Here is a 19787-nt window from a genome sequence, read left to right as displayed (position 1 = left end):
GGCGGGGCCCTCGGTGTCCGGTCGGATCAGGCCGCGACGGTGGCGGTCTGGATGGTGACGGCGGTCTTCGGCCTGCCGTCGCCCGGGCCGTTGCTGTCGTCCGTGCCCTCCGCGGCGACCGTGTCGACGGTGGCCAGGCCGGCCTCGTCGATCGTGCCGAACACGGTGTAGTCCGGCGGGAGCGTCGAGTCGGCGTAGACCAGGAAGAACTGGCTGCCACCGGAGTTCGGGGCCGAGGTCTTGGCCATCGCGATCGTGCCGCGCGGATAGATCACGGCGCCGGACTGGCCAGCGGGCGCGAGCGTCGTCGGCGGCTCGTCGGCGACCGTGTAGCCGGGGCCGCCGGTGCCCTGGCCGCTCGGGTCGCCGCACTGCAGCACCTTCAGGCCCTCGCTCGTGGTGAGCCGGTGGCACGGGGTGTCGTTGAAGTACCCCTGGCTCGCCAGCGAGGTGAAGCTGTTCACGGTGCAGGGCGCCTCGGCCCGGTTCAGCGTGAGTCCGATCGGGCCGGCCGACGTGGCGAGGGAGACCGGGACGGTGCCCTGGGCGCTCACCGCGTCCGCCTGCGGCGGGTTCGCGGGCTTCGCCGCGGTGCCGTCGGCCGGGTACTGGCAGTTCACGGTCCCGGGCGGGGCGGCGGCCTGGGCCGCGGGCTGCGCCGGGTCGGACTTCCACGGGGCGGTGGTGAGCAGCACCACGGCGACGACCACGACCACCACGGCCGCGGCGGAGCTGATCACGGCGACCCGCTTCTGCCTGCGGGCCCGTTCGGCCCGCCGCGCCTGCTGATTGGCCAGCTTGCGCTTGGCCGCCTCCCGCCGCATCTGGTTCGTGGCCACGGTGTGCGTCGTCCTCCCGGTCGTGTCCGATCGCGGGGAGGGTATCGACCGTTCCTGAGAGGGCCGTGTGCAGGCACGTCTAGGCTGGTCGCGTGCTCGTCGCAGGATTCCCCGCAGGAGCGTTCCAGACCAACTGCTACGTCGTCGCCCGGGAGGCGGGCGAGGCGTGCGTCGTCGTCGACCCCGGGCAGGACGCCGTCGAACCGCTCGAGGCCGTGCTCGCCGAGCACCGGCTGACCCCGGTCGCGGTGCTGGTGACCCATGGCCACTTCGACCACACCTTCAGCGTGCAGCCCGTGTGCGACGGCGCGGACATCCCCGCGTGGATCCACCCCGACGACCGGGAGCTGCTCGCCGACCCGATGAAAGGCATCTCGTCGGAGTCCGCCGCCTTCTTCGGCGGGCGGCTCGAGCTGCGGGAGCCGCGCGAGGTGCGGACGCTGACGGACCGCGGCGACCTGGAGCTCGCGGGAATGCGGCTGCGGGTCGACCACACCCCCGGCCACACTCCCGGGTCGGTGGTGTTCACGACGGAGACGGAGGACGGGACCGAGGTGATCCTCGCGGGCGACACGCTCTTCGCGGGCTCGATCGGGCGGACGGACCTGCCCGGCGGCTCCCACCGCCGGCTGCTGGAGAGCATCCGGGACCGGCTGCTCGTCCGTCCCGACACCGGGGTCGTCCTGCCCGGGCACGGCCCGACGACGACGGTGGGCCGGGAGCGGGTGTCCAACCCGTTCCTCCAGGGCCTCACCGACGCCACCGCCGACGTGGCGGCGGACACGGCCGCCCCGGCCCGGGGGCGTGGCCTGTGAGCGCGGTGCAGGACGGTGTCCGGCGCGCCACCGCCTTCGCGGCGCCCAAGGGCATCCCGGAGTACTACCCGCCGGAGTCCGCCGGGTTCGTGCACGTCCGCGACACGCTCGCCGGCGCGGCGGAGCGGGCCGGCTACGGGTACGTCGAGCTGCCGATCTTCGAGGACACCGGGCTGTTCGCCCGCGGGGTCGGCGAGTCCACGGACGTGGTCAGCAAGGAGATGTACACCTTCGCCGACCGCGGGGACCGGTCCGTCACGCTCCGCCCGGAGGGCACCGCGGGTGTGGTGCGATCGGTGATCGAGCACAACCTCGATCGCGCCGGGCTGCCGGTGAAGCTGCGCTACGCCGGCCCGTTCTTCCGCTACGAGCGGCCGCAGGCCGGGCGGTACCGGCAGCTGCAGCAGGTCGGCGTGGAGGCCGTCGGGGTGGACGACCCGGCGCTCGACGCCGAGGTCATCGCCGTCGCGGACGAGGGGTTCAAGGCGCTCGGGCTCACCGGGTACCGGCTGGAGCTGACCTCGCTGGGGGACGCGGAGTGCCGGCCCGCCTACCGGGAGCGGCTGCAGGAGTTCCTGGCCGGGCTGGACCTCGACGAGCCGACCCGGGACCGGGCCCGGATCAACCCGCTGCGGGTGCTCGACGACAAGCGGCCCGAGGTGCGGAGGCAGCTCGAGGGCGCGCCGCTGCTGCTCGACCACCTGTCGGCGGCCTCGGCCGAGCACCACGCCGCCGTGCTGGCCCACCTCGACGACCTCGGCGTGGCCTACACGATCAACCCGCGGATGGTGCGCGGGCTGGACTACTACACCAAGACGACCTTCGAGTTCGTGCACGATGGCCTGGGCGCGCAGTCCGGGATCGGCGGCGGCGGCCGGTACGACGGCCTGATGGAGACCCTGGGCGGGCAGCCGCTGTCCGGCGTCGGGTTCGGCATCGGGGTGGACCGCACGCTGCTGGCCTGCCGCGCCGAGGGCGTCCAGCCGTGGTCGGAGGCCCGGGCCGAGGTGTTCGGGGTGCCGCTGGGCGAGGCGGCGAAGCGACGGCTCGTCGTGATCGCCGCGGAGCTGCGCCGCGCCGGCGTGCGGGTGGACCTGGCCTACGGCGGGCGCGGGCTCAAGGGCGCGATGAAGTCCGCGGACCGCTCGGGCGCCCGGTACGCGCTGGTGCTGGGGGAGCGGGATCTCGAGGCCGGCACGGTGGGGGTGAAGGACCTCGCCTCCGGCGACCAGCGCGCGGTGCCGCTCGACTCCGTCGTCACGGAGCTCGTCGCGAAGCTCGCCTGATGCATGCACGAACGGAGCTCTCGCTCACTAGCTGTGAGCGAGGGTGCCGTTCGCTCAGTGGGGGGCGCGGGTGGTCGCGAGTGCAGGATCGCCCGGTGTCGGGTGAGCGAGCGGCGCGTTCGCTCAGTAGGTGTGAGCGAGGGTGCCGTTCGCTCATCGGGGGGTGGGGGTGAGCGGGGCGGATCGAGAGCGGTGGGACGCCCGGCACGCCGCGGTGGGGCCGGGTGCGCCGATGCCGCCGGACGGGTTGCGGGGCCGGCTCGAGCTGCTCCCGGGCGGTGCCTCGCCGACCGACCGCGGCGGGCTCCCCGGCGGCGGGCGGGCGCTCGACGTCGCCTGCGGGCGTGGCGCGGTCGCGGTGTGGCTGGCGCAGCGGCGCTTCGCGGTCGACGCCGTCGACGTCTCGGCCACGGGCCTCGCGGCGGCCCGGACGCTCGCGGAGTCGGAACGGGTCGCCGTGCGGTTCCTCGAGGCCGACCTCGACGCCGGGCTGCCGGTCGCGGGCCCCTACGACCTCGTGGTCTGCCAGCGCTACCGGGACCCCACGCTCTACCCGGCGCTCGCCGCCGCGCTTGCGCCCGGCGGGCTGCTCGTGCTCACCGTGCTGTCCGAGGTCGGCGACGAGGGCGGCCGCTTCCGCGCGCCCGCGGGTGAGCTCGCGGGGGCGTTCCCGCAGCTCGAGACGCTCGACCACCGCGAGGGCGGGGGCGAGGCGACCCTGCTGGCCCGTCGCCCCTGACGATCCGGGGCCCCGGCTGGCTGACGCTACCGACGCCTCAGTGCCGCCGGCGGCCGAGCGGCAGGCCCGGCTCCTCCCGGCTCGCGACGAGGGCGGCGAGGCCGGTCGTGATCGGCACGGACGCGATCAGGCCGATGCTGCCGACGAGCGTCCGGACGATCTCGGTCGCCACGTCCTGCGAGGTCAGCACTTCGCCCGGCCCGCGACCGGCCACCGTGAACAGCAGCATCAGCGGCAGCGAGGCGCCCGCGTAGGCGAGCACCAGGGTGTTGACCGCCGACGACACGTGGTCCCGTCCGATCCGCATCCCGGCCGCGAACAGCGCGCGAGCGCCCAGGGCCGGGTTCGCCGCCCGCAGCTCCCATACGGCGCTGGTCTGGGTGACCGTGACGTCGTCGAGCACGCCGAGCGCGCCGATCACGATCCCGGCGAGCAGCAGGCCCCGGGCGTCGACCGGCGCCCCGAGCGTGGCGATGAGGCTGGCGGTGGTGTCGTCGAGCCCGGTGAGCCGGGCGAGCGCCGAGAAGAGCCCGCTGAGCAGCGCGATCAGCGCGAGCGACGCCAGCGTGCCGAGCACCGCGGTCGAGGTCCGGGCCGAGAGCCCGTGGGTGAGGTAGAGGACCACGAACATGATCAGGCAGGCGCCGACGACCGCGACCCAGACCGGGCTCGCCCCGCCCAGGATCGCCGGCAGCACGAACAGCACGAGCACGACCAGGCTCATCCCGAGCGCCACCAGCGCGGCGAGCCCGCGCCACCGGCCCAGCAGCAGCACGGCCAGCGCGAAGGCGACTGCCAGGGCGATCAACGGGCCGGACCGCTGGAAGTCGACGACCTGGTAGGAGCCGGGGTCGGTCGCCTCGCCGCCCGAGTACGCGACCCGGACCCGGTCGCCCACCGCGAACCGCGGCGTCGAGGGCTCGACCGGCACGATCTGCACCAGGTCGCGGCCGGGCAGCGGCCCGCCGTCCATGTGCAGCGTCAGCCCCGCGCACGCCCCGTCGCCCGAGCCGGGCGTGCAGTCGGTGGCCCGGGCCGCGGTGACCTCGGCGTCGAACACCTCCTGGCCGGGCTGGGTGCTGCCGGGCAGCGAGCCGCCGGGCCACAGCAGCCCCAGCCCGACGAGGGTCGCCAGCGCGCAGGGCACCAGCAGGCCGACGAGGAGCAGGCGGACGCGGCGGCCGGCGGGGGTGGCGGGCCCGTGGCCGTGCCCATGCCCGTGACCGTGCCCGTGACCCGGCGCCTGGACATTCCCGTGTGTGTCGTCCTGCTCCCGGTGTTCCCCACCGTGCCCGTCGCCGGGCCCGGGGGCGCGGCCCTGGCCTCGCTCGACGTCCGGGGCGCGGTCCGGGGGCGCCGCAGCGGCGGGCTCGGCCGGCACCGGCGCGAGCGGGGTGGTGCGCTCCGCGTCCGTCTCCGGCGGCACCGGCGCCCGGCTCGGTGTCCGGCTCGGTGTCCGGCTCGGTGTCCGGCTCGGTGTCCGGCTCGGTGTCCGGCTCGGTGTCCCGACCGGGGCACGGACGGGGGCACGGTGCCGCCCGCTGTCGGACGTCCGGTCGCGGGGAGCCACCCCGGCATCCTCGCCCGTCGGCACGCGGGCCCTGCACCCGCCCCGCGACCGCCGTGGACGCCCCGGAGGCCCTACACGAACACGGAGATCAGCAGCACCAGCAGCAGCCCGACGACGGAGACAATCGTCTCCATCACCGACCAGCTCTTGACGGTCTGCCCGACCGTAAGCCCGAAGTACTCCTTGACCAGCCAGAACCCGGCGTCGTTGAGACGACGACGACGAGCTGCGTCGCCTCGGCGGCCGGAGCCGTCTCCTGGGCCTGGGCGAGCCGGAGCGCGAGCGCGGTCATGCGGCACCTCCGGTGGGGGCCAGCTCAGCGAGCACCCGGTCGACGACGGCGCCCGGGTCGCCCTCGCCACTCACCGAGATGCCCGGTTCGTCGGGTTCGAGGGGTTCGAGCGCGTCGAGCTGGCTCTGCAGCAGCGAGGTCGGCATGTAGTGGCCGCGGCGCGTCGCCAGCCGGGACGCCAGGGCGTCGGGCGCGGCCTGCAGGTGCACGAACCGGACCGACGGGTGCCCGTCGACCAGCACGTCCCGGTATCGGCGGCGCAGCGCCGAACAGGTGACCACCGCGTCGCGGCCCGCCGCCTCCTGCTCGCCGATCCACCCGGCGACCAGGCGCAGCCACGGCCACCGGTCGTCGTCCGTCAGCGGTTGGCCGGCGGCCATCCTGCGCCGGTTCTCCTCGGGGTGCAGGTCGTCGCCCTCGGCGAACGCCCAGCCGGTGCGCCGGACGAGCTCGGCGGCGACGGTCGACTTGCCGACCCCCGACACCCCCATCACCACCAACGTCGTCGTCTCGCCCTCCATGGGGGCAGCGTCGCCGACGCCGACGGATCCTGCCGGATGGGCGCGAGAACTTGCGCGTTGCTCGAACATGTGTTCGACTAGCTGGGTGCGGTGGAGCGGGCAGCAGGTGCTGGCGGACGGGGTGGGCGAGGCGCGGCCCTGCCCGGCCTGCGGGCTGTTGCGGTCGGTGCGCACCCCGGAGTTCGCCGGAACGGTGCTCCACGAGGTGGAGGCCAGGTCCGCGCTGAACCGGGTGCCGGGCACCTCGCCGATGCCCTTCCGCTGGACGGTGAACCCCTACCGGGGCTGCTCGCACGCCTGTAGTTACGGCATCTGGGGGTCCGTTAGCATCCCCAGGTGGCAAGACGCGTCGGTCTGTACCTCCGGATCAGCAAGGACTGGAAGGGCGATCAGGCCGGAGTCGACCGGCAGCGCGAGGACGGCCTGCGACTGATTGAGTCCCGTGGCTGGGAGCTCCACAAGATCTACACCGACAACGACATCAGCGCGGCCGGACGCAAGCGGCGGCCTGACTACACGCGCCTGCTGGCCGATCTCGAGGACGGCACGATCAGCGCCGTCGTGGCCCGGTCCTTCGAGCGGCTGTGCAAGACCCGGCGGGAGCAGCTGACCTTCGTCGAGCTCGGCCAGGAGAAGCGGACCGCCATCGCCTTCACCCACGCGCCCGACCTCGACCTCACGACAGCCATCGGCCGCGGTATGGCCGACCCGATGGCCGCTTTCGCGCGCGTCGAGATGGAGCAGAAGTCCGAGCGGCACATCTCGCAGATCGCGCAGGCCGCCGCGCAGGGCCGCATGGTCGGCGGCCGGCGAGCCTTCGGCTACGCCAACAACGGTCTCGAGCTTGACCCCATCGAGGCCAGCGTCGTGCGCCAGATGTACGACCGCTTCCTCACCGGCGAGTCCATGAGCAGTCTCGCCCGCTGGCTCAACGCGCACGGGCTCACCACGCCCATGGGGAAGCCGTTCCGCTTCCAGACCGTGCGCGAGATCCTCGCCAATCCGCGCAACGCCGCCCTGCGCGGGATGCGCGACGTCGTCGACCACAAGAGCGGAACGCGCGCCCAGTGGCACCGCATCATCGGCCCTGCCGTCTGGCCGCCGATCGTCTCCGAAGAGACCTGGCGGGCCGCCCTCGAGCGGATGAAGGACCCGCACCGCCCCGGCGCACATGTCGGCACCTCGGCGCAGCGGTACCTGCTGACCGGCATCGCGCTGTGCGGCGCTGAGGTCGAGCCGGGGAAGATGTGCGAGCGGCCACTGATCACGGGCGGCAGTCGGGCCGAGCGTCGCCTGCGCTGCCCGACCCTGCGGCACGTGGCGCGCCGGGCGGACTACATCGAGGCCGTCGTCGAAGAGGTGCTGCTCGAGTGGTTCCGCCGCGACGACACCCCGAAGCTGGCGGCCGAGCAGCGGGTGCAGAACGATCTCGACCTCTCGGCGGTGCGGTCGGAGTCGATCGAGCTGCGCTCGAGGCTCGAGGGGCTCGCGCGCGACTACGCCGACGGCGTGCTCGACCGCGCGCAGGTGAGATCGGCGGGGGATCGGATGCGCGCGCGGCTGGCCGAGCTCGACGAGATGGTCGCGCAGGCCGGCGAGGTCGACGTGCTCGCGCCGCTGCGGGCCGCCGAGGACCCGGCGACGGTCTGGGACGAGGAGTACTCGATGCCGACGCGGCGCGAGGTGGTCCGACGCGTGATGCCGCAGCATGACCCGCACGTGCGCCTGCGGGTGCGGCCGGGTCCCGCCTACAGCCACCCGGACTCGAACGCACCGCGGATATTGGCAGGGTGAGCCGTCCACTGCTGTTGGGTCTGGCGACTGGCGGGTGGATTGTGCCAGCACGCACGGCGAGGGCGCCTCGTTCCGCCGTAGCGGGACGAGGCGCCCTCGGGTCCTTGCGCTTGTCAGGCGATGGAGCGCACGTTGGACAGGCCGTCCGGCCGGCTGTTGGCCGCAGCGTCAGTGTCGACGATGGCGTGCAGGATGAGCCCGCCCTGCAACTTCACCAGCCGCGAGGTCAGCGTGGTGAGGTAGCGGACGCCCTCCCGCGGATCGAGCACGGTGCGCGGGCGGATGTTCAGCGCCGCATCCTTCACCTTGGTCGCGAGCTCGACCGGGCTGGGCTGGTGCAGCCAGGCCGGTCCGGCCGGGCCCTGTGGGCCCTGGACCCCCGGCAGCCCGGCCGGGCCGGACGGCCCCTGCTCGCCCTGCGGACCCTGCGGTCCACGGACCCCGGGGACGCCCTTCTCGCCGCGCTCGCCCTGAACGCCCTGGAGCCCGCGCGGTCCCTTCTCGCCGGCCTCGCCGATCACACCTCGCGGGCCTTCGGCGCCGGGCAGGCCCTGCTGGCCCCGCCGCCCCTGCTCCCCCTTCTCACCGGGCAGGCCGGCCGGGCCGGCTAGGCCCTTCTCGCCCTGCGGCCCGCGCGGGCCCCGCTCGCCCTGTTCGCCGGGCAGGCCGGTGGAGCCGGGGATGCCCTTCTCGCCCTGGGGACCGGTCTCCCCCTCCGGGCCCTTCTCGCCCTGGGGACCAGTCTCCCCCTCCGGGCCCTTCTCGCCCTTGGGACCGGTCTCCCCCTCCGGGCCCTGCTCGCCGCGGGGGCCCACCGGGCCCTCGGGCCCCTTGTCCCCGCGCTCACCAACCGGGCCGACCGGACCGGTCGGGCCCTTCGGGCCGCGGTCGCCCTGCTCTCCGGGCGGGCCGGTCGGGCCCTGGGGGCCCTTGTCGCCGCGCTCACCGTCCGGGCCGACCGGACCGGTCCGGCCCTTGTCGCCCTTGTCGCCGCGCGCACCGTCCGGACCGACCGGGCCGTTCAGGCCCTTGTCGCCCTCCTTGACGGTGACGTCGACCGGAACCGGGACGGTCTCGGTGCGCCCGGTGGTGCGCCCGGTGGTCGGCTGTTCTGACTGAGTCATGTCTGGAAGTACCTCTCGTAACCGGCGGGCAGCGAAAGAAGATCAGCCACCTGCGGTCTCTGGATTGGGTCCCGGCCCTTGTCGGGGCTGGGTTGATGCTGTTGGAGCGGGTCCGGCTGCCGCCGACTGCGGGGCGTCCGGACCGAAGCGCGGTCAGGTGTCGTAGCGCTCGCGGCTACCGGCCTTGGCCAACCCACGGCTGATGATGTAGCCGATCGTGAGCAGCGTGACGTAGAACCAGGCCTTGTCGGCCAGGAAGACATCGCCGCGTCCGTCGCCGTCTCCGACGAGGTAGGAGGCGATCAGAACCCCGGCAACGGCGACGAGGTAGACGACGAACTCGGTCGTCTTGAACGCGGCCTTCGACTCGGTGGTCCGGCGAGGGGACCCAGCCGTGGCGGCCCCGTCGGGCAGGGCGGTCTGGCTGGGCGTGTTGACGGGCATGAGTCTCCGTAATCAGGGTCGGATTGAGGTTCGTAGCAGACGAACGGACCTCGCTACGGCCCAGGGCTACGGTGTAGACGTTAGACGTCGACCGACGGCCTAGCCATCATTGGAGACTTTGCCCCTAAGGAGGTTTAATGACCGACGCCAGCGCTAAGCCGGGGTCCCTCGGTCCGCAGTCGTCCGGGCGCCGACCTGCGTTGACCCGGGAACAGGTCCTGACCGCCGCGTTGAAGATCGTTGACGAGAGCGGTGTCGAGGCCTTGACGATGCGCCGGCTCGGGCAGGCCCTCGATCGCAATCCGATGGCGATCTACCGGCACGCCTCGGACAAGGAGGACTTGCTCGACGGGATCGTCGAGCAGGTCGCCGCGGAGCTCGTCACACCCAGCCCGCCTGAGCATGACCGGGACGGTGGCGGAGACGACGGCTGGGAGAACGCTCTGCGCCGTACCGCACACACGTTCCGCCGGGTTGCGCTGGCTCACTCCAACCTGGTGCCGCTGTTGGTGACTCGACCGCTGTCCGGCCCGCTGGCCCTGCGTCCCCTGGGCACGCTCCTGCCTTTCGAAGAGCTACTTGAGGTGTTCATCAACGCCGGGTTCGACAACCATGGTGCGCTGCACGCGGCGCGCCTGTTCACCGGCTTCCTCTACGGCCACGTCATCCACGAACTGCAGGAGAGGGTGCACGCCCCTGACGAGACCGACGACCTGCTCCGCCTCGGACTGCACCGGCTACCGGTCACCCAGTTCCCCCGGCTGCGTTCGCTGGCCGCCGAGCTCGCCGCCTACGACGGCGCCGCCGAACTGGACGAGGGACTCACCATCCTGCTCGCCGGCCTCCGCAGCCAGCTGCTCACCTGACTGAACCGACAACGCTGGACGTCGCCTCCCCGAGGTGTTCCCGACGGGAGCCCTCGCCCGTCGAACGGCCTCATCGACCAGCTGCTGACTAGAACGGCCGCCGAGCGGGTGCGCCTGCCTGCCGACGTCGCCGCGCGGCTCGAGGGCAAGTCGACGCTCGGCCGGCTCGGGCTGCTCGTCCACGTGACCGCCGGGCTGATCGACCCGGGCTTCGACGGCCACATCACGCTCGAGGTGACCAACGTCGGCGAGCTGGTCATCATGCTCGAGCCCGGCATGCGGATCGGCCAGCTCACCTTCGAGAGGACCTCGTCGCGCTGCCTGCGGCCCTACGGGCATCCCGGGCTCGGTTCGCACTACCAGGGGCAGGCCGGGCCGACCGCGCCGCGGTCGGTGCCGCCGGGCGAGCCAAGCGTCGCGCCGGTCGTAGCGCTGCGGTCGGTCGAGAGCACATGAGTGGGCCGCGCATCTCTGCAGGCCGACCGCGAAGCTACGCGGGCGTCCCTTACGTCCTGACGTCGGCAGTTCTGGGGAAGCATGCCCGGAAGTCTTCGCCGCCATACAGCGATTCGTAGACGATCTCGATCCTCAGACGGTGCTCAAGCAGGTTTGTGAACTCGGCGTTCTTCTTCTTGTCGTAGCCGGGCAGGCTCAGCAGAGCGTGGCTCGACTCCCTCGGGCACGCTTCTCCGGGCACAAAGGTGGTCGCGTGGGGTCGCGTCTCCAGCTGCGCTCGGAGACGGTTGACTGAGTCCCGGTCTAGGCCACCGAGGGGCTTGCCATCGAGGAGCAGCCGAGAGGACACAATCACGGCTGGGCCCAAGCCGATGCTGTTCAGCACGAGTTCGGCGGTGCCGCCTTGCGGAAGGCTGTAACGCAGCTGAAGCAGCGGACGTACGGAACGTCGGTTGTGAACCTGTGTCCTCCACGCCTGGAAGACCGTCAGCAGCACCCCGGCGATTGCCACTACAAACCCGCCCCAAGCGATGACTGGTGGCGTGGTACCCACAGCTCGGACCTCCGACGATGACGGGCTACGCGCGGTAGCCGCGCCAGAGGTACTCGCTCACACTCCGCCCGCTGTCTCAAACCCTGTGTGAGCTGTTGATCCCAACGTCGGCGAGCTGGTCACAGGACGAGGCGGCTCGTCAGGATGCCGGGTAGACCCACTCCCAGCCGCCGACCCGGGAGAAGCCCGGGTTGTAGATCAGCGTCCCATTCGGACTGCTGACGTCGAGCACCACCGCGCCTCGGTACTTCGATCCCGGGGCGAATGTGTTCGGGAGCTGCTCGTTCTGGTTGAGGCACGAGAAACTCGCCGGAGACTCTGCCCTGGGCTGTGTCACCCCGTTCGGCCCGATCGCCGAGAAGTCGAACGGGTTGATCGAGTAGCCCCGTCTGTCGGCATCTGTGGCGTCGTCTCGATCCGCACGTCCATCCGCACCAGGTGCCCGTTCTCGGGCTCGCTTGCGAACCGGTTAGGGCATACGGGGTCCACGGTGATCTTGTCGACGATGAATTTCACGGAGATGTTGGCGTTGGCGACCCCCACCCAGCGGCGTCACCAACCTTCTTCACCAGGTTCCCGCGCGGCGACGTCTCGCCCTGGGGCGCCGCTGATGACGGGGCGGCAGCCGTCGTCGTCGGCGCAGCGGTCGGCACGTCGACTGTCAGAGACGAGTTGGACGGCTAGCCGCTGTTCGAGCAAGCGCTGAGCGCGATGGCCGCGGCGGCACCGAACGCGGCCAAAAGGGCAGAGGTACGCACGCTGTCCACCTGTTCGGGCTGCCTCGACCTGCTCCGTGAGCGGCTGCGGCAGGTGGGCGAGCGGTACGCCCGGCTCGACCCGACGCCCGGCGCGTCGGGGGAGACGGGTCGCGGCGCACCAGGATTCGGCTCGCGCAGCCCGGCCAGCGACCACGTCATCGCCCTGACCGACTCGCGCAGCAGCCAGGTCGCGAAGGCGTGGGTCGCCGGCGACGGCCGCGTGCACTGCGAGGCCGAGCACCCGGTCATCTCGGTGCGCGGCGAGCTCGACACGCTCGCCTGGTCGATCGCCGACGAGCGCGGCATCGCCGGCCCCGACGACCGGGCCGACGTGCCGACCCTGCTGCGCTGGATCGACAGCCAGCGACTACGCCACCCGCTGTGAACTGTGCTCACAGGTCGCCGCGACCGTGCGCACCCTCCTGCTCGCGCTCAAGCCCGTAACCGGCGACCCGGCGCCGGCCGTCATCAGCACCTGCCCCAACGTCGTCGACGAGGGCGAGACGACCCGCGAGTGCGGGGCGAAGCTGCGGGCCCCGCTGCGCGACGACATGATCCACTGCCGCGCCTGCGGCCGTCGCTGGCCGCGCAACGAGTGGGAGCACCTCGGGCAGCTGCTGCAGGCGGCCGCCGCATGACGCTCGCGCTCGCACCGCACTGGGACGACCTCGACGACCAGGCCGACGACCTCGAGCCGCGTGTGCGGCACCTGTTCTCCGCGGCCGAGGCCGAGCGCGTGCTCGGCATCAAGGCCGGCACCGTGCGGCAGTGGGCGCACCGCGGCCAACTGCACCCGGTAGGGCTCGACGAGCGGGACAGGCCGCTGTACGACCGGGAGCACCTGCAGCGTCTGGAGGGCCGGTCCACCTCTTCATAGGTCACACGGAGTACGTGGGCGCCTACCGGTGCCGCGTCTCGATGTTCTGGCCCGCGTTCATTGCTGCCACCGCTTACGTACGTCGTCTGCGAAGTCAGTGTACTCGCGTACCGGGAGGATCTCTTCGAACTCCAACATGTGGGCCATCGGAAGCGCCGCCATGAAGATGCGATCGAGCTCATCATGCGAGTCCGCGTCGATGACTCCGACTACCCGCCGCTGACCACTGATCTTGTAGAGGTTCTTGATCTTGCCAGCGGAGATGGCACCCTGCGCCGCGTCGACTTCCTTCTCCCACTCGTCCCACAGCTCATCGAAGGACACATCGCTGTGGTCGACGCGCACGCTGAAGTAGAACAACATCGAGAACCACTCCTTTGGGGGTCATCGAGCTGGCCGGACGTCAATCGTGGCCTCGAGGCAAGTCGTTGACAACCATCGCGTGCTGCGCATCTGGCTCGACCCCGCACGGTCCCACATATCGCTATAGCTGCGGCGGCCGCTCGTCGTGATTCCATCCGTCGAGCAGCCCGAGCGGGTCGTGCCCCTCGATCCCGGCGAGGACGGTCATCAGCTCGGCGTTGTCGGCGCCCAGCACAGCGATGGCATCCCGAAGCCCGCGGCTGCCGTGCTGCTGCTCGACCCACGCGGCGATCCGCTCCGCTTGCTCGGCACCGACTGGCTCGTCTGCGCCGAGCAGGGCGCGGACGATATCGCTCGCCGCCTGGTCGATCGTGGCGTGGTAGGGATCTTCAGCCGGGAGCACGGGGTGATCTTCGCCCATCCGGCAAGGTTAGCTGCGCAGGCGCACCGGGCAGTTTCAGTTCTGCGAAGGCGCGCCTGCTCGGAAAGCAACAGCAGTAGCTCGAGCACCAGGGAATTTTCCCACCGAGATGTCGGGTATTCCCCCGACACGGCATAGGGTCCGCACTCGCGCACCCTCGGGACAACCCCATTTTTTCTCTGCTGCCCTGGCCCCACTCTGGTCGCCCTTCGCCCCGGCGAAAGGCCGGTAGCGAAATGGACCAAGGAGGGCCATGCTCACTACCATTCTCCGGAGATCCGCCCGCGTCTCGGTCGGCGTACTTGCCGCCGGGATGCTCGTCGGGCTGGCTGCACCTGCGGTTGCCGAGACCCCGGTGACACGTACCGCTGCGGAAGCGCAGCTGCCCGCAGGTGCCGAGGCCTCCGCTACGACCGACGCGGCGGCATCACTGCTGCCCGCCGACAGCCGCTCCGAGAGGCGTAAGGAGCGGCTCCACAACCGTGTAGGCCTGAGGCTGATCAACGAGGAGCGCGCGAAGGCCGGGTGCGCGCCCTTGCAGCAGGCCGACAATCTGGTGGCCGCCGCCAGTCAGCAGAGCGATGTGCAAGCCAGGCGCGACAAGATGGGTCACGACGGACCCAACGGCGACATTAAGGGTCGGCTGGGGGGGTTGGGTTACTCGCAGTACGCCGAGAACGTGGCGCAGTACCAATCGGCGCAGGAAGCTGTCAATGCCTGGATGAACAGCTCCGGTCACCGGGCCAACATCCTCAACTGCGCGTACACAAAGACGGGCTTCGACACCGAGAAGAGCGCGTCCGGCAAGTGGTACTGGACGCAGACCTTCGGCGCCTGATCGAGCGCTTGACGGGGTAGACGATCCCGTGTAACGCGATCACTGATCTTGGGATCGTCTACCCACTGGCCAGCCCCGACCCGCACCGGGCCGGGGCTGTCGCATGCCCGGGGGTAGATCGACCACTCCCACCCGGGAGCACAGCCGGGGGCAGGGCACATGGCCCGGCGGAGGGGCAGGACCGGCAGGGGGCGCCGATGGCGGGGCAGCGGCAGGGCAGCGACCGCAAGGCCAGGCTGCCAGCGAACTGGCCAGCCATCCGGCGCCGCATCCTCACCCGCGACCGGCACCGCTGCCAGCTCGGCTACGACGGCTGCCTCCGCAAGGCCACTCAGGTCGACCACAAGCAAGCGGGCGACGACCACTCCGACGCGAACCTGCAGGGCGCGTGCGAGGACTGCCACGCCAAGAAGAGCGCAGCCGAAGGTGTCGACGCCCGCGGCCGCATCACATCGCTGCGCCGACGTCCGGCCACGCAACATCCTGGACTTAGGTGACGACGATGAAGGTGTAGCGCAACCGCGACGGCAGGACCGTCGAGGTCAGCCGCAGCGAGGGTGAGTGGCTGATCGGCCACGGCTACGCCACGGCGGTCGAGGACGAGGCACCGGCGAAGCCGAAGCGCTCGTCCCGCAAGTCGAAGGTCACGACGGCAGAGTGACAGCACGGACAGCGACGGGGCGTCGAGCCCGTCGGAGCTCGGCGACTTTGAGTGATGGGTGGGGGGTACCCCCCTCCGCCCCCGGCTGGGCCCTCGGTCGGCATAGGGCTTGCCTGTGCGTACGAAACAGAACCGGTCTCGGGCGGCGCAACGCGCGCTTGGCGAGCACCTCCTGGTCGCGTTCCGCGGCGATCAGTGCGTCGAGCATGGCTCTGCCGGACTTGCCGAAGATGTCGGTGGCGACGCAGGAACAGCTCGCCGTCGGTGAAGCGGAGCACGGGCTCGTAGGTCCGGAGGAGCGCGAGCTCTGCGCACGGGTCGCCCGGGCGGCTCATGCGACCGACAGCGAACGGGCGGCGGGCCTCCCGGTCAGGGACCCGATATGGGAAGCCCCGAGATCGGGTTCCCATGGTTGTTTCACACAACCATCATTGGCATTCAATCCCCGGCTACTTCCTCATTGTCTGAACCTCAGTCCTGCGAGTAGAAGAGGCGGATGCCTGCACAACCAGCAACCCTCCAGTCCGTCGCGATCGGTGACATCCGCCTGACGTACCTGCCCGACGGCGATGGCCGTCTCGGCGCGACCGCGGTGTTTCCCGCCTCCGACGACGCCTTGTGGGAGGCTCACCAAGAGTTCCTCGACGCCGACGGCATGCTGGTCGCGTCGATCGGGGCATTCTTGATCGAGACGGGCGAGCGGAAGGTCGTCGTCGACCTCGGCTTCGGCGACGCCGAAGTGCCGTTCCCTGGGGTGGGCGTCTTCAAGGGCGGCCAGCTCATGGACAGCCTGAGGCAGTACGGCGTGGCACCCGACGACGTCGACACGGTCGTCTACACGCACCTCCATCTCGACCATGTCGGTTGGACCGCAGGTGCGGGCGGTGCCCTGACGTTCCCCAACGCCTCCCACCTGGCTGGTACCGGCGAATGGGACTTCTGGCGCGCCGCGACCGACGAGTCGCTCGTCGCCGTGGGGCCGCACCCCGAGGCCGTCCAGCCCGCGCTGGAGTCCCGTATCGAGGCAGTCGGCGATGGAGCGTCGGTGGCGCCCGGCATCACCGCCATCGCCACTCCAGGACACACCCCGGGGCACATCTCGCTCGTCGTCTCGTCGGGGACGGACCGGGCTCTGATCATGGGCGACGCCATCCACTGTCCACTGCAGTTCGACGAGCGCGACCTGAGCGTCATCTTCGACGTCGACGCCGACCTGGCGAAGCGCACCCGGGAGCGGATCGCCGCAGAACTCGAACAGCCGCAGACGATCGGCATCAATGGCCACTTCGCCGACTCGGTCTTCGGCCGGGTCCTCCCCGGGCAGGGCAAGACCTGGCACACGATGCCGTGACACCGCCGGCCGGCGGGGACCGTCCGGGCGAGACGATGCATCACCGGGGGAAGAGCTCCAGGTGCCTTCCCCGGGCGGCGTTGTCTGCGCCGGTCTCGAGGAGCTCGCGGGCGGGTCCTGGCTGGTTGTTCATCCAGTAGGTGAGGCCGAGTGCGGCGGTGCTTCGTGCTGGCCAAAGGGCTGACCGAGAAACGCCACCCTCGTCCTTGACCCGCTGGTCGGGCTGCGCGAACGCGGGCTGGCCAGTCTGGGGACAGTGCCGGGCCAGGGGATCCAGGGCCACGGGGTAGCAAGATGGCGACTTTGAGCACGGACAGTAGCGAGTCGCGCAAGGCGCTCGTGTAGCAGAGAGTGACGACCCCATGGGCGTGACAGGGCGGAAGCCGAAGCCCCCTGGGCAGGCGGTCAACCGCAACAAGCCGACGCACGACTGGACCGAGGTCCCCCGCATCCCCTTCGAGGGCGGGCCCGACCTGCCTGAGGGCGGCGTCGCCTGGCCAGCCGCGACGGTCAGATGGTGGGACTCGGTGCGGCGCATGCCGCACGCCGTGCTGTGGGACGAGAGTGACTGGCGCTTCGCGCTCGACACCGCGCTGATCCACGCCGCCATGCACGCCGGCGACGTTCGGGTCGCGACCGAGTTGCGTAACCGCGAGAAGGTGCTCGGCACGACAATGGACTTCCGCCGCGACCTGCGAATCCGCTACGTCGACCCGGAGCCCGAGGCGGCGCCGGCCGCGCCGGTGACGAAGCTCGATGACTACCGCGGCCTCTACGGCTGACGCCGTCGAGCTGCCGCCCGGCTACTACGTCGACCTCGACGACGGGGCCTGGCGACCCTGCCGTGGCCCGGCGACCCGTCGCTGCCCTACGGCCACCCCGACCGGCTCGCGCTGCTGCCGCCCAGCCTCGGCCCGCAGTGCATCCGGTGGTGCGAGGAATGGCTCGTCCACCGCCTCACCGGCGAGCCCTGGCGCTTCACCGCCGGGCAGCGCCGCTTCCTGCACCTCTGGTACGCCGTGAGCCCCGACGGGCGCTGGCTCTACCGCTCGGGCGTCAAGCGCGGGGCGAAGGGCACCGGGAAAGACCCGATGGGCGGCGCCATCGCCAACCTCGAGCTCTGCGGGCCGGTCCACCTCGCCGACTGGATCGGCGGCCAGCCCGTCGGCGAGCCGCACCGGCTGCCGCTCGTCCAGGTCGCCGCGAACAGCGAGGCGCAGGCGGCCGGCCTACTGCGCGTGGCCAACGCGATGCAGTCGCAGGCGCTGCGCGCCGAGTACGGCATCGACGCCGGTCGCACCCGGACCACGATCGAAGGCGGCGGCCGGATCGAGCTACTGACCGCGTCGGAGGCCTCGAGCGAGGGCGACCCGGCCACGGCGATCCTGCTCAACGAGTCGCACCACATGACCGCCAGCAACGGCGGGCACGCGATGGCTGCGACCGCTCGGCGCAACGTCGGCAAGTCGCCGGCCTACATCCAGGCCCGGCTGCTCGAGCTGACCAACGCCCATCAGCAGGGCGCCGACGCGGTCGCCGAGCGCAGCTTCGAGGCCTGGCAGCTGCAGGCGGCGGGCAAGACCAAACGCGTCGACATCCTCTACGACTCGCGCGAGGCGCCGCCGAGCACGCGCCTCGACGACGACTCGCTGATGGCGGGCCTGCGGGCCGCCTACGGCGACGCGCCGTGGGCCGATCTCGAGCGGCTCCGCGACGAGGCGCAGGACCCGCGGACGAGCGTCGCCGACTCGATCCGGTACTACCTCAACGGCTTGGCGGCTGCCGAGGATGCCTGGATCGACCCCGGCGCGTTCGACCGCGGCGCCCGGCCCGACGAGGTCGTCGCCGACGGCGAGGCCATCGCGATGTTCCTGGACTGCTCGAAGAGCGAGGACGCGACTGGCCTGGTCGCCGCCCGCCTGTCCGACGGGCACGTGATGACCCTCGGTGCCTGGCAGCGGCCGCACGGCGAGCGCGGCAAGGGCTGGCTCGCGCCGCGGCCCGAGGTCGACGCCACGGTGCGCGCGGCGATGGCCCGCTATCAGGTGGTGTGGTTCGGCGTCGACCCGTCGCCGGCGAAGGACGACGAGACCGAGGCGCTCTACTGGATGCCGCTGGTCGACGAGTGGCACCGCGACTTCCGCGAGGCGCTGCCGCTGTGGGCCACGCCCGGGCAGCAGGGGCACGCGGTCAAGTTCGACATGCGGCTCTCCCAGCCGGGCGGCGTGCAGCGCAACCGCGCCTTCACCGAGGCGGCCGAGCAGGTCGCCCACGAGATCGACGAAGAGGGCTCGCTGACCCACGACGGCGACGCGCGGCTGCGGATCCATGTGCACAACGCGCGTCGCCGGCCCAACAAGTGGGGCGTGAGCCTCGGCAAGGTCAACCGGGATTCGCACAAGCTCGTCGACCTGGCCGTCTGCATGGTCGGCGCCCGGATGGGCCGCCGGCTTGCCCTCAACAGCGGGATCACCTCGAAGCGCAAGCGCAGCGGGCGCGTCTGGTGACCATCGCCTGCCGCTAGCCGCTGCCCTCGCGGCGCATCCGATCCAGCACCTCGTCGAGATAGCGCCGCACGTGCTCATCGGCGCGGCCCTCGTCTGTGGGTTCGACGAAGTCGCGGATGACCAGCAGGAGGGTCATTCTCCGGCGCGCCTGCTCGAGGTCGACATCGGAGGCCTCGGCTGGCACCTCGAGCATGCGGGCCAGTTCCACCACCGCCGCGAGCGCATCGTCACGACGGGTCGCTCCGGTGCCCGCTGCCGCGGCGCCCGCATGGGGCTCGCGGATGACTAGCTGCTCTATGAGCCCGTACAGATCGACGGCCCCTAGATCCACCCGTCGGTCTTCGCCCATGGGACACCCCCTCGCTCCGAGATACGCCTACTCGGTCCGGGCTACCCGGCCCTGTCAGGTGCACCCGCCTCGACGTCGAGTCCTGAGCCTCCGTTTGGCTACGTCCGGTTGGGCGCCGCCGTGTCCAGGCATGTAGCGACGACCGTGAGTGTCACTGGCGGCGTGTTTGCGCCAACCACGGCCTGATAGCCCGTCGGAGTGGTTCCCGTAACACCGAGGGAATACCACACCGCGGGGTTGCCCGCGATCGGCGTGCCGTTCGCGAGTGCGTAGCCGTCTGCCACAGCGTCGCCCGGATCACAATTGGCGACGATCGTGCGCATAGCACGGTCGGTCAGAGTTTCGACTGTCGTCACTGTGTAG

22 protein-coding genes and 3 pseudogenes are annotated in these 19787 nt (G+C 71.6%); 15 read left to right on the top strand and 10 right to left on the bottom strand.

Features of this window, described 5'->3' with window-relative positions:
• Positions 1-26 precede the first annotated feature (26 nt).
• A complete protein-coding gene (locus tag ABD990_RS10615; RefSeq protein WP_345380138.1) occupies positions 27-839 on the bottom strand; it encodes a peptidylprolyl isomerase in 813 nt (270 codons plus the stop codon).
• Between the two features lie 92 nt (positions 840-931).
• On the opposite strand from ABD990_RS10615, the gene ABD990_RS10610 reads away from it, so the two are divergent.
• From ABD990_RS10610 to ABD990_RS10600, 3 genes are all read left to right on the top strand, one after another.
• Positions 932-1654, top strand: coding sequence for an MBL fold metallo-hydrolase (locus ABD990_RS10610; RefSeq protein WP_345380137.1), 723 nt, complete (start codon positions 932-934; stop codon positions 1652-1654).
• Positions 1655-1659: 5 nt separating this feature from the next.
• Positions 1660-2940, top strand: a complete 1281-nt coding sequence (gene hisS, locus ABD990_RS10605) for a histidine--tRNA ligase (RefSeq protein WP_345380479.1) — start codon at positions 1660-1662, stop codon at positions 2938-2940.
• A gap of 169 nt (positions 2941-3109) precedes the next feature.
• Positions 3110-3679, top strand: coding sequence for a class I SAM-dependent methyltransferase (locus tag ABD990_RS10600; RefSeq protein WP_345380136.1), 570 nt, complete (start codon positions 3110-3112; stop codon positions 3677-3679).
• A 37-nt stretch (positions 3680-3716) separates the two neighbouring features.
• Here the strand turns inward: ABD990_RS10600 and ABD990_RS10595 are convergent, their stop codons facing one another.
• From ABD990_RS10595 to ABD990_RS10585, 3 genes and pseudogenes are all read right to left on the bottom strand, one after another.
• A complete protein-coding gene (locus tag ABD990_RS10595; RefSeq protein ID WP_345380135.1) occupies positions 3717-5105 on the bottom strand; it encodes a YibE/F family protein in 1389 nt (462 codons plus the stop codon).
• Positions 5106-5320: 215 nt separating this feature from the next.
• Positions 5321-5461 (bottom strand): annotated as a pseudogene (locus tag ABD990_RS10590) (GntT/GntP/DsdX family permease); the annotation flags it as partial.
• A 76-nt stretch (positions 5462-5537) separates the two neighbouring features.
• Entirely contained in the window at positions 5538-6062 is a 525-nt protein-coding gene (locus ABD990_RS10585; protein WP_345380133.1) for a gluconokinase, read from the bottom strand.
• 336 nt (positions 6063-6398) lie between these two features.
• Here ABD990_RS10585 and ABD990_RS10580 point away from each other — a divergent pair, with 336 nt between their 5' ends.
• Positions 6399-7856, top strand: coding sequence for a recombinase family protein (locus ABD990_RS10580; RefSeq protein ID WP_345380131.1), 1458 nt, complete (start codon positions 6399-6401; stop codon positions 7854-7856).
• 113 nt (positions 7857-7969) lie between these two features.
• Here ABD990_RS10580 and ABD990_RS10575 read toward each other — a convergent pair whose 3' ends face one another.
• Positions 7970-8980 (bottom strand): collagen-like domain-containing protein, encoded by a 1011-nt coding sequence (locus ABD990_RS10575; protein ID WP_345380130.1) that lies wholly within the window; start codon positions 8978-8980, stop codon positions 7970-7972.
• 153 nt (positions 8981-9133) lie between these two features.
• Positions 9134-9424: a hypothetical protein gene (locus ABD990_RS10570; RefSeq protein WP_345380129.1), complete on the bottom strand. Its 291-nt coding sequence runs from the start codon at positions 9422-9424 to the stop codon at positions 9134-9136.
• Between the two features lie 137 nt (positions 9425-9561).
• On the opposite strand from ABD990_RS10570, the gene ABD990_RS10565 reads away from it, so the two are divergent.
• Complete coding sequence (locus tag ABD990_RS10565) at positions 9562-10290, top strand: TetR/AcrR family transcriptional regulator (RefSeq protein WP_345380127.1); 729 nt, start codon at positions 9562-9564, stop codon at positions 10288-10290.
• A gap of 102 nt (positions 10291-10392) precedes the next feature.
• Positions 10393-10746 (top strand): annotated as a pseudogene (dcd, locus tag ABD990_RS10560) (dCTP deaminase); the annotation flags it as partial.
• Positions 10747-10795: 49 nt separating this feature from the next.
• Here dcd and ABD990_RS10555 read toward each other — a convergent pair.
• Positions 10796-11242, bottom strand: a complete 447-nt coding sequence (locus ABD990_RS10555; RefSeq protein WP_345380126.1) for a hypothetical protein — start codon at positions 11240-11242, stop codon at positions 10796-10798.
• Between the two features lie 768 nt (positions 11243-12010).
• On the opposite strand from ABD990_RS10555, the gene ABD990_RS10550 reads away from it, so the two are divergent.
• The 3 genes from ABD990_RS10550 to ABD990_RS10540 are packed head-to-tail and all read left to right on the top strand — an operon-like array spanning position 12011 to position 12934.
• Complete coding sequence (locus ABD990_RS10550) at positions 12011-12442, top strand: hypothetical protein (RefSeq protein ID WP_345380125.1); 432 nt, start codon at positions 12011-12013, stop codon at positions 12440-12442.
• Positions 12443-12467: 25 nt separating this feature from the next.
• Positions 12468-12695 (top strand): hypothetical protein, encoded by a 228-nt coding sequence (locus ABD990_RS10545; protein WP_345380124.1) that lies wholly within the window; start codon positions 12468-12470, stop codon positions 12693-12695.
• Positions 12692-12934, top strand: a complete 243-nt coding sequence (locus tag ABD990_RS10540) for a MerR family transcriptional regulator (protein ID WP_345380123.1) — start codon at positions 12692-12694, stop codon at positions 12932-12934. Before ABD990_RS10545 ends, ABD990_RS10540 begins: the two co-directional genes overlap by 4 nt.
• Before the next feature lie 57 nt (positions 12935-12991).
• On the opposite strand, the gene ABD990_RS10535 is transcribed toward ABD990_RS10540, so the two are convergent.
• Positions 12992-13297, bottom strand: coding sequence for a muconolactone Delta-isomerase family protein (locus ABD990_RS10535; RefSeq protein WP_345380121.1), 306 nt, complete (start codon positions 13295-13297; stop codon positions 12992-12994).
• A 121-nt stretch (positions 13298-13418) separates the two neighbouring features.
• Positions 13419-13718 carry a hypothetical protein gene (locus ABD990_RS10530; RefSeq protein ID WP_345380120.1) on the bottom strand — a complete coding sequence of 100 codons (300 nt, stop codon included), beginning with the start codon at positions 13716-13718 and terminating at the stop codon, positions 13419-13421.
• 253 nt (positions 13719-13971) lie between these two features.
• On the opposite strand from ABD990_RS10530, the gene ABD990_RS10525 reads away from it, so the two are divergent.
• From ABD990_RS10525 to ABD990_RS10505, 6 genes and pseudogenes are all read left to right on the top strand, one after another.
• Positions 13972-14556 (top strand): CAP domain-containing protein, encoded by a 585-nt coding sequence (locus ABD990_RS10525; RefSeq protein WP_345380118.1) that lies wholly within the window; start codon positions 13972-13974, stop codon positions 14554-14556.
• Positions 14557-14753: 197 nt separating this feature from the next.
• Positions 14754-15053: an HNH endonuclease gene (locus ABD990_RS10520; protein WP_345380117.1), complete on the top strand. Its 300-nt coding sequence runs from the start codon at positions 14754-14756 to the stop codon at positions 15051-15053.
• A gap of 38 nt (positions 15054-15091) precedes the next feature.
• A pseudogene (locus ABD990_RS34365) lies at positions 15092-15217 on the top strand (DUF7302 family protein); the annotation flags it as partial.
• 496 nt (positions 15218-15713) lie between these two features.
• Positions 15714-16568: an MBL fold metallo-hydrolase gene (locus ABD990_RS10515; protein ID WP_345380115.1), complete on the top strand. Its 855-nt coding sequence runs from the start codon at positions 15714-15716 to the stop codon at positions 16566-16568.
• A gap of 362 nt (positions 16569-16930) precedes the next feature.
• On the top strand, positions 16931-17350 hold the full coding sequence (locus ABD990_RS10510) for a phage terminase small subunit (RefSeq protein WP_345380114.1): 420 nt from the start codon (positions 16931-16933) through the stop codon (positions 17348-17350).
• Between the two features lie 237 nt (positions 17351-17587).
• On the top strand, positions 17588-19075 hold the full coding sequence (locus tag ABD990_RS10505; RefSeq protein WP_345380113.1) for a hypothetical protein: 1488 nt from the start codon (positions 17588-17590) through the stop codon (positions 19073-19075).
• Between the two features lie 13 nt (positions 19076-19088).
• Here the strand turns inward: ABD990_RS10505 and ABD990_RS10500 are convergent, their stop codons facing one another.
• Complete coding sequence (locus ABD990_RS10500) at positions 19089-19424, bottom strand: hypothetical protein (protein ID WP_345380112.1); 336 nt, start codon at positions 19422-19424, stop codon at positions 19089-19091.
• Positions 19425-19787: the final 363 nt, after the last annotated feature.

The organism is Pseudonocardia yuanmonensis (assembly GCF_039542425.1).
Taxonomy (GTDB): domain Bacteria; phylum Actinomycetota; class Actinomycetes; order Mycobacteriales; family Pseudonocardiaceae; genus Pseudonocardia; species Pseudonocardia yuanmonensis.
The sequence above is the reverse complement of the archived record's forward strand: the minus strand, read 5'-3'. Positions and strand labels throughout refer to the sequence as shown.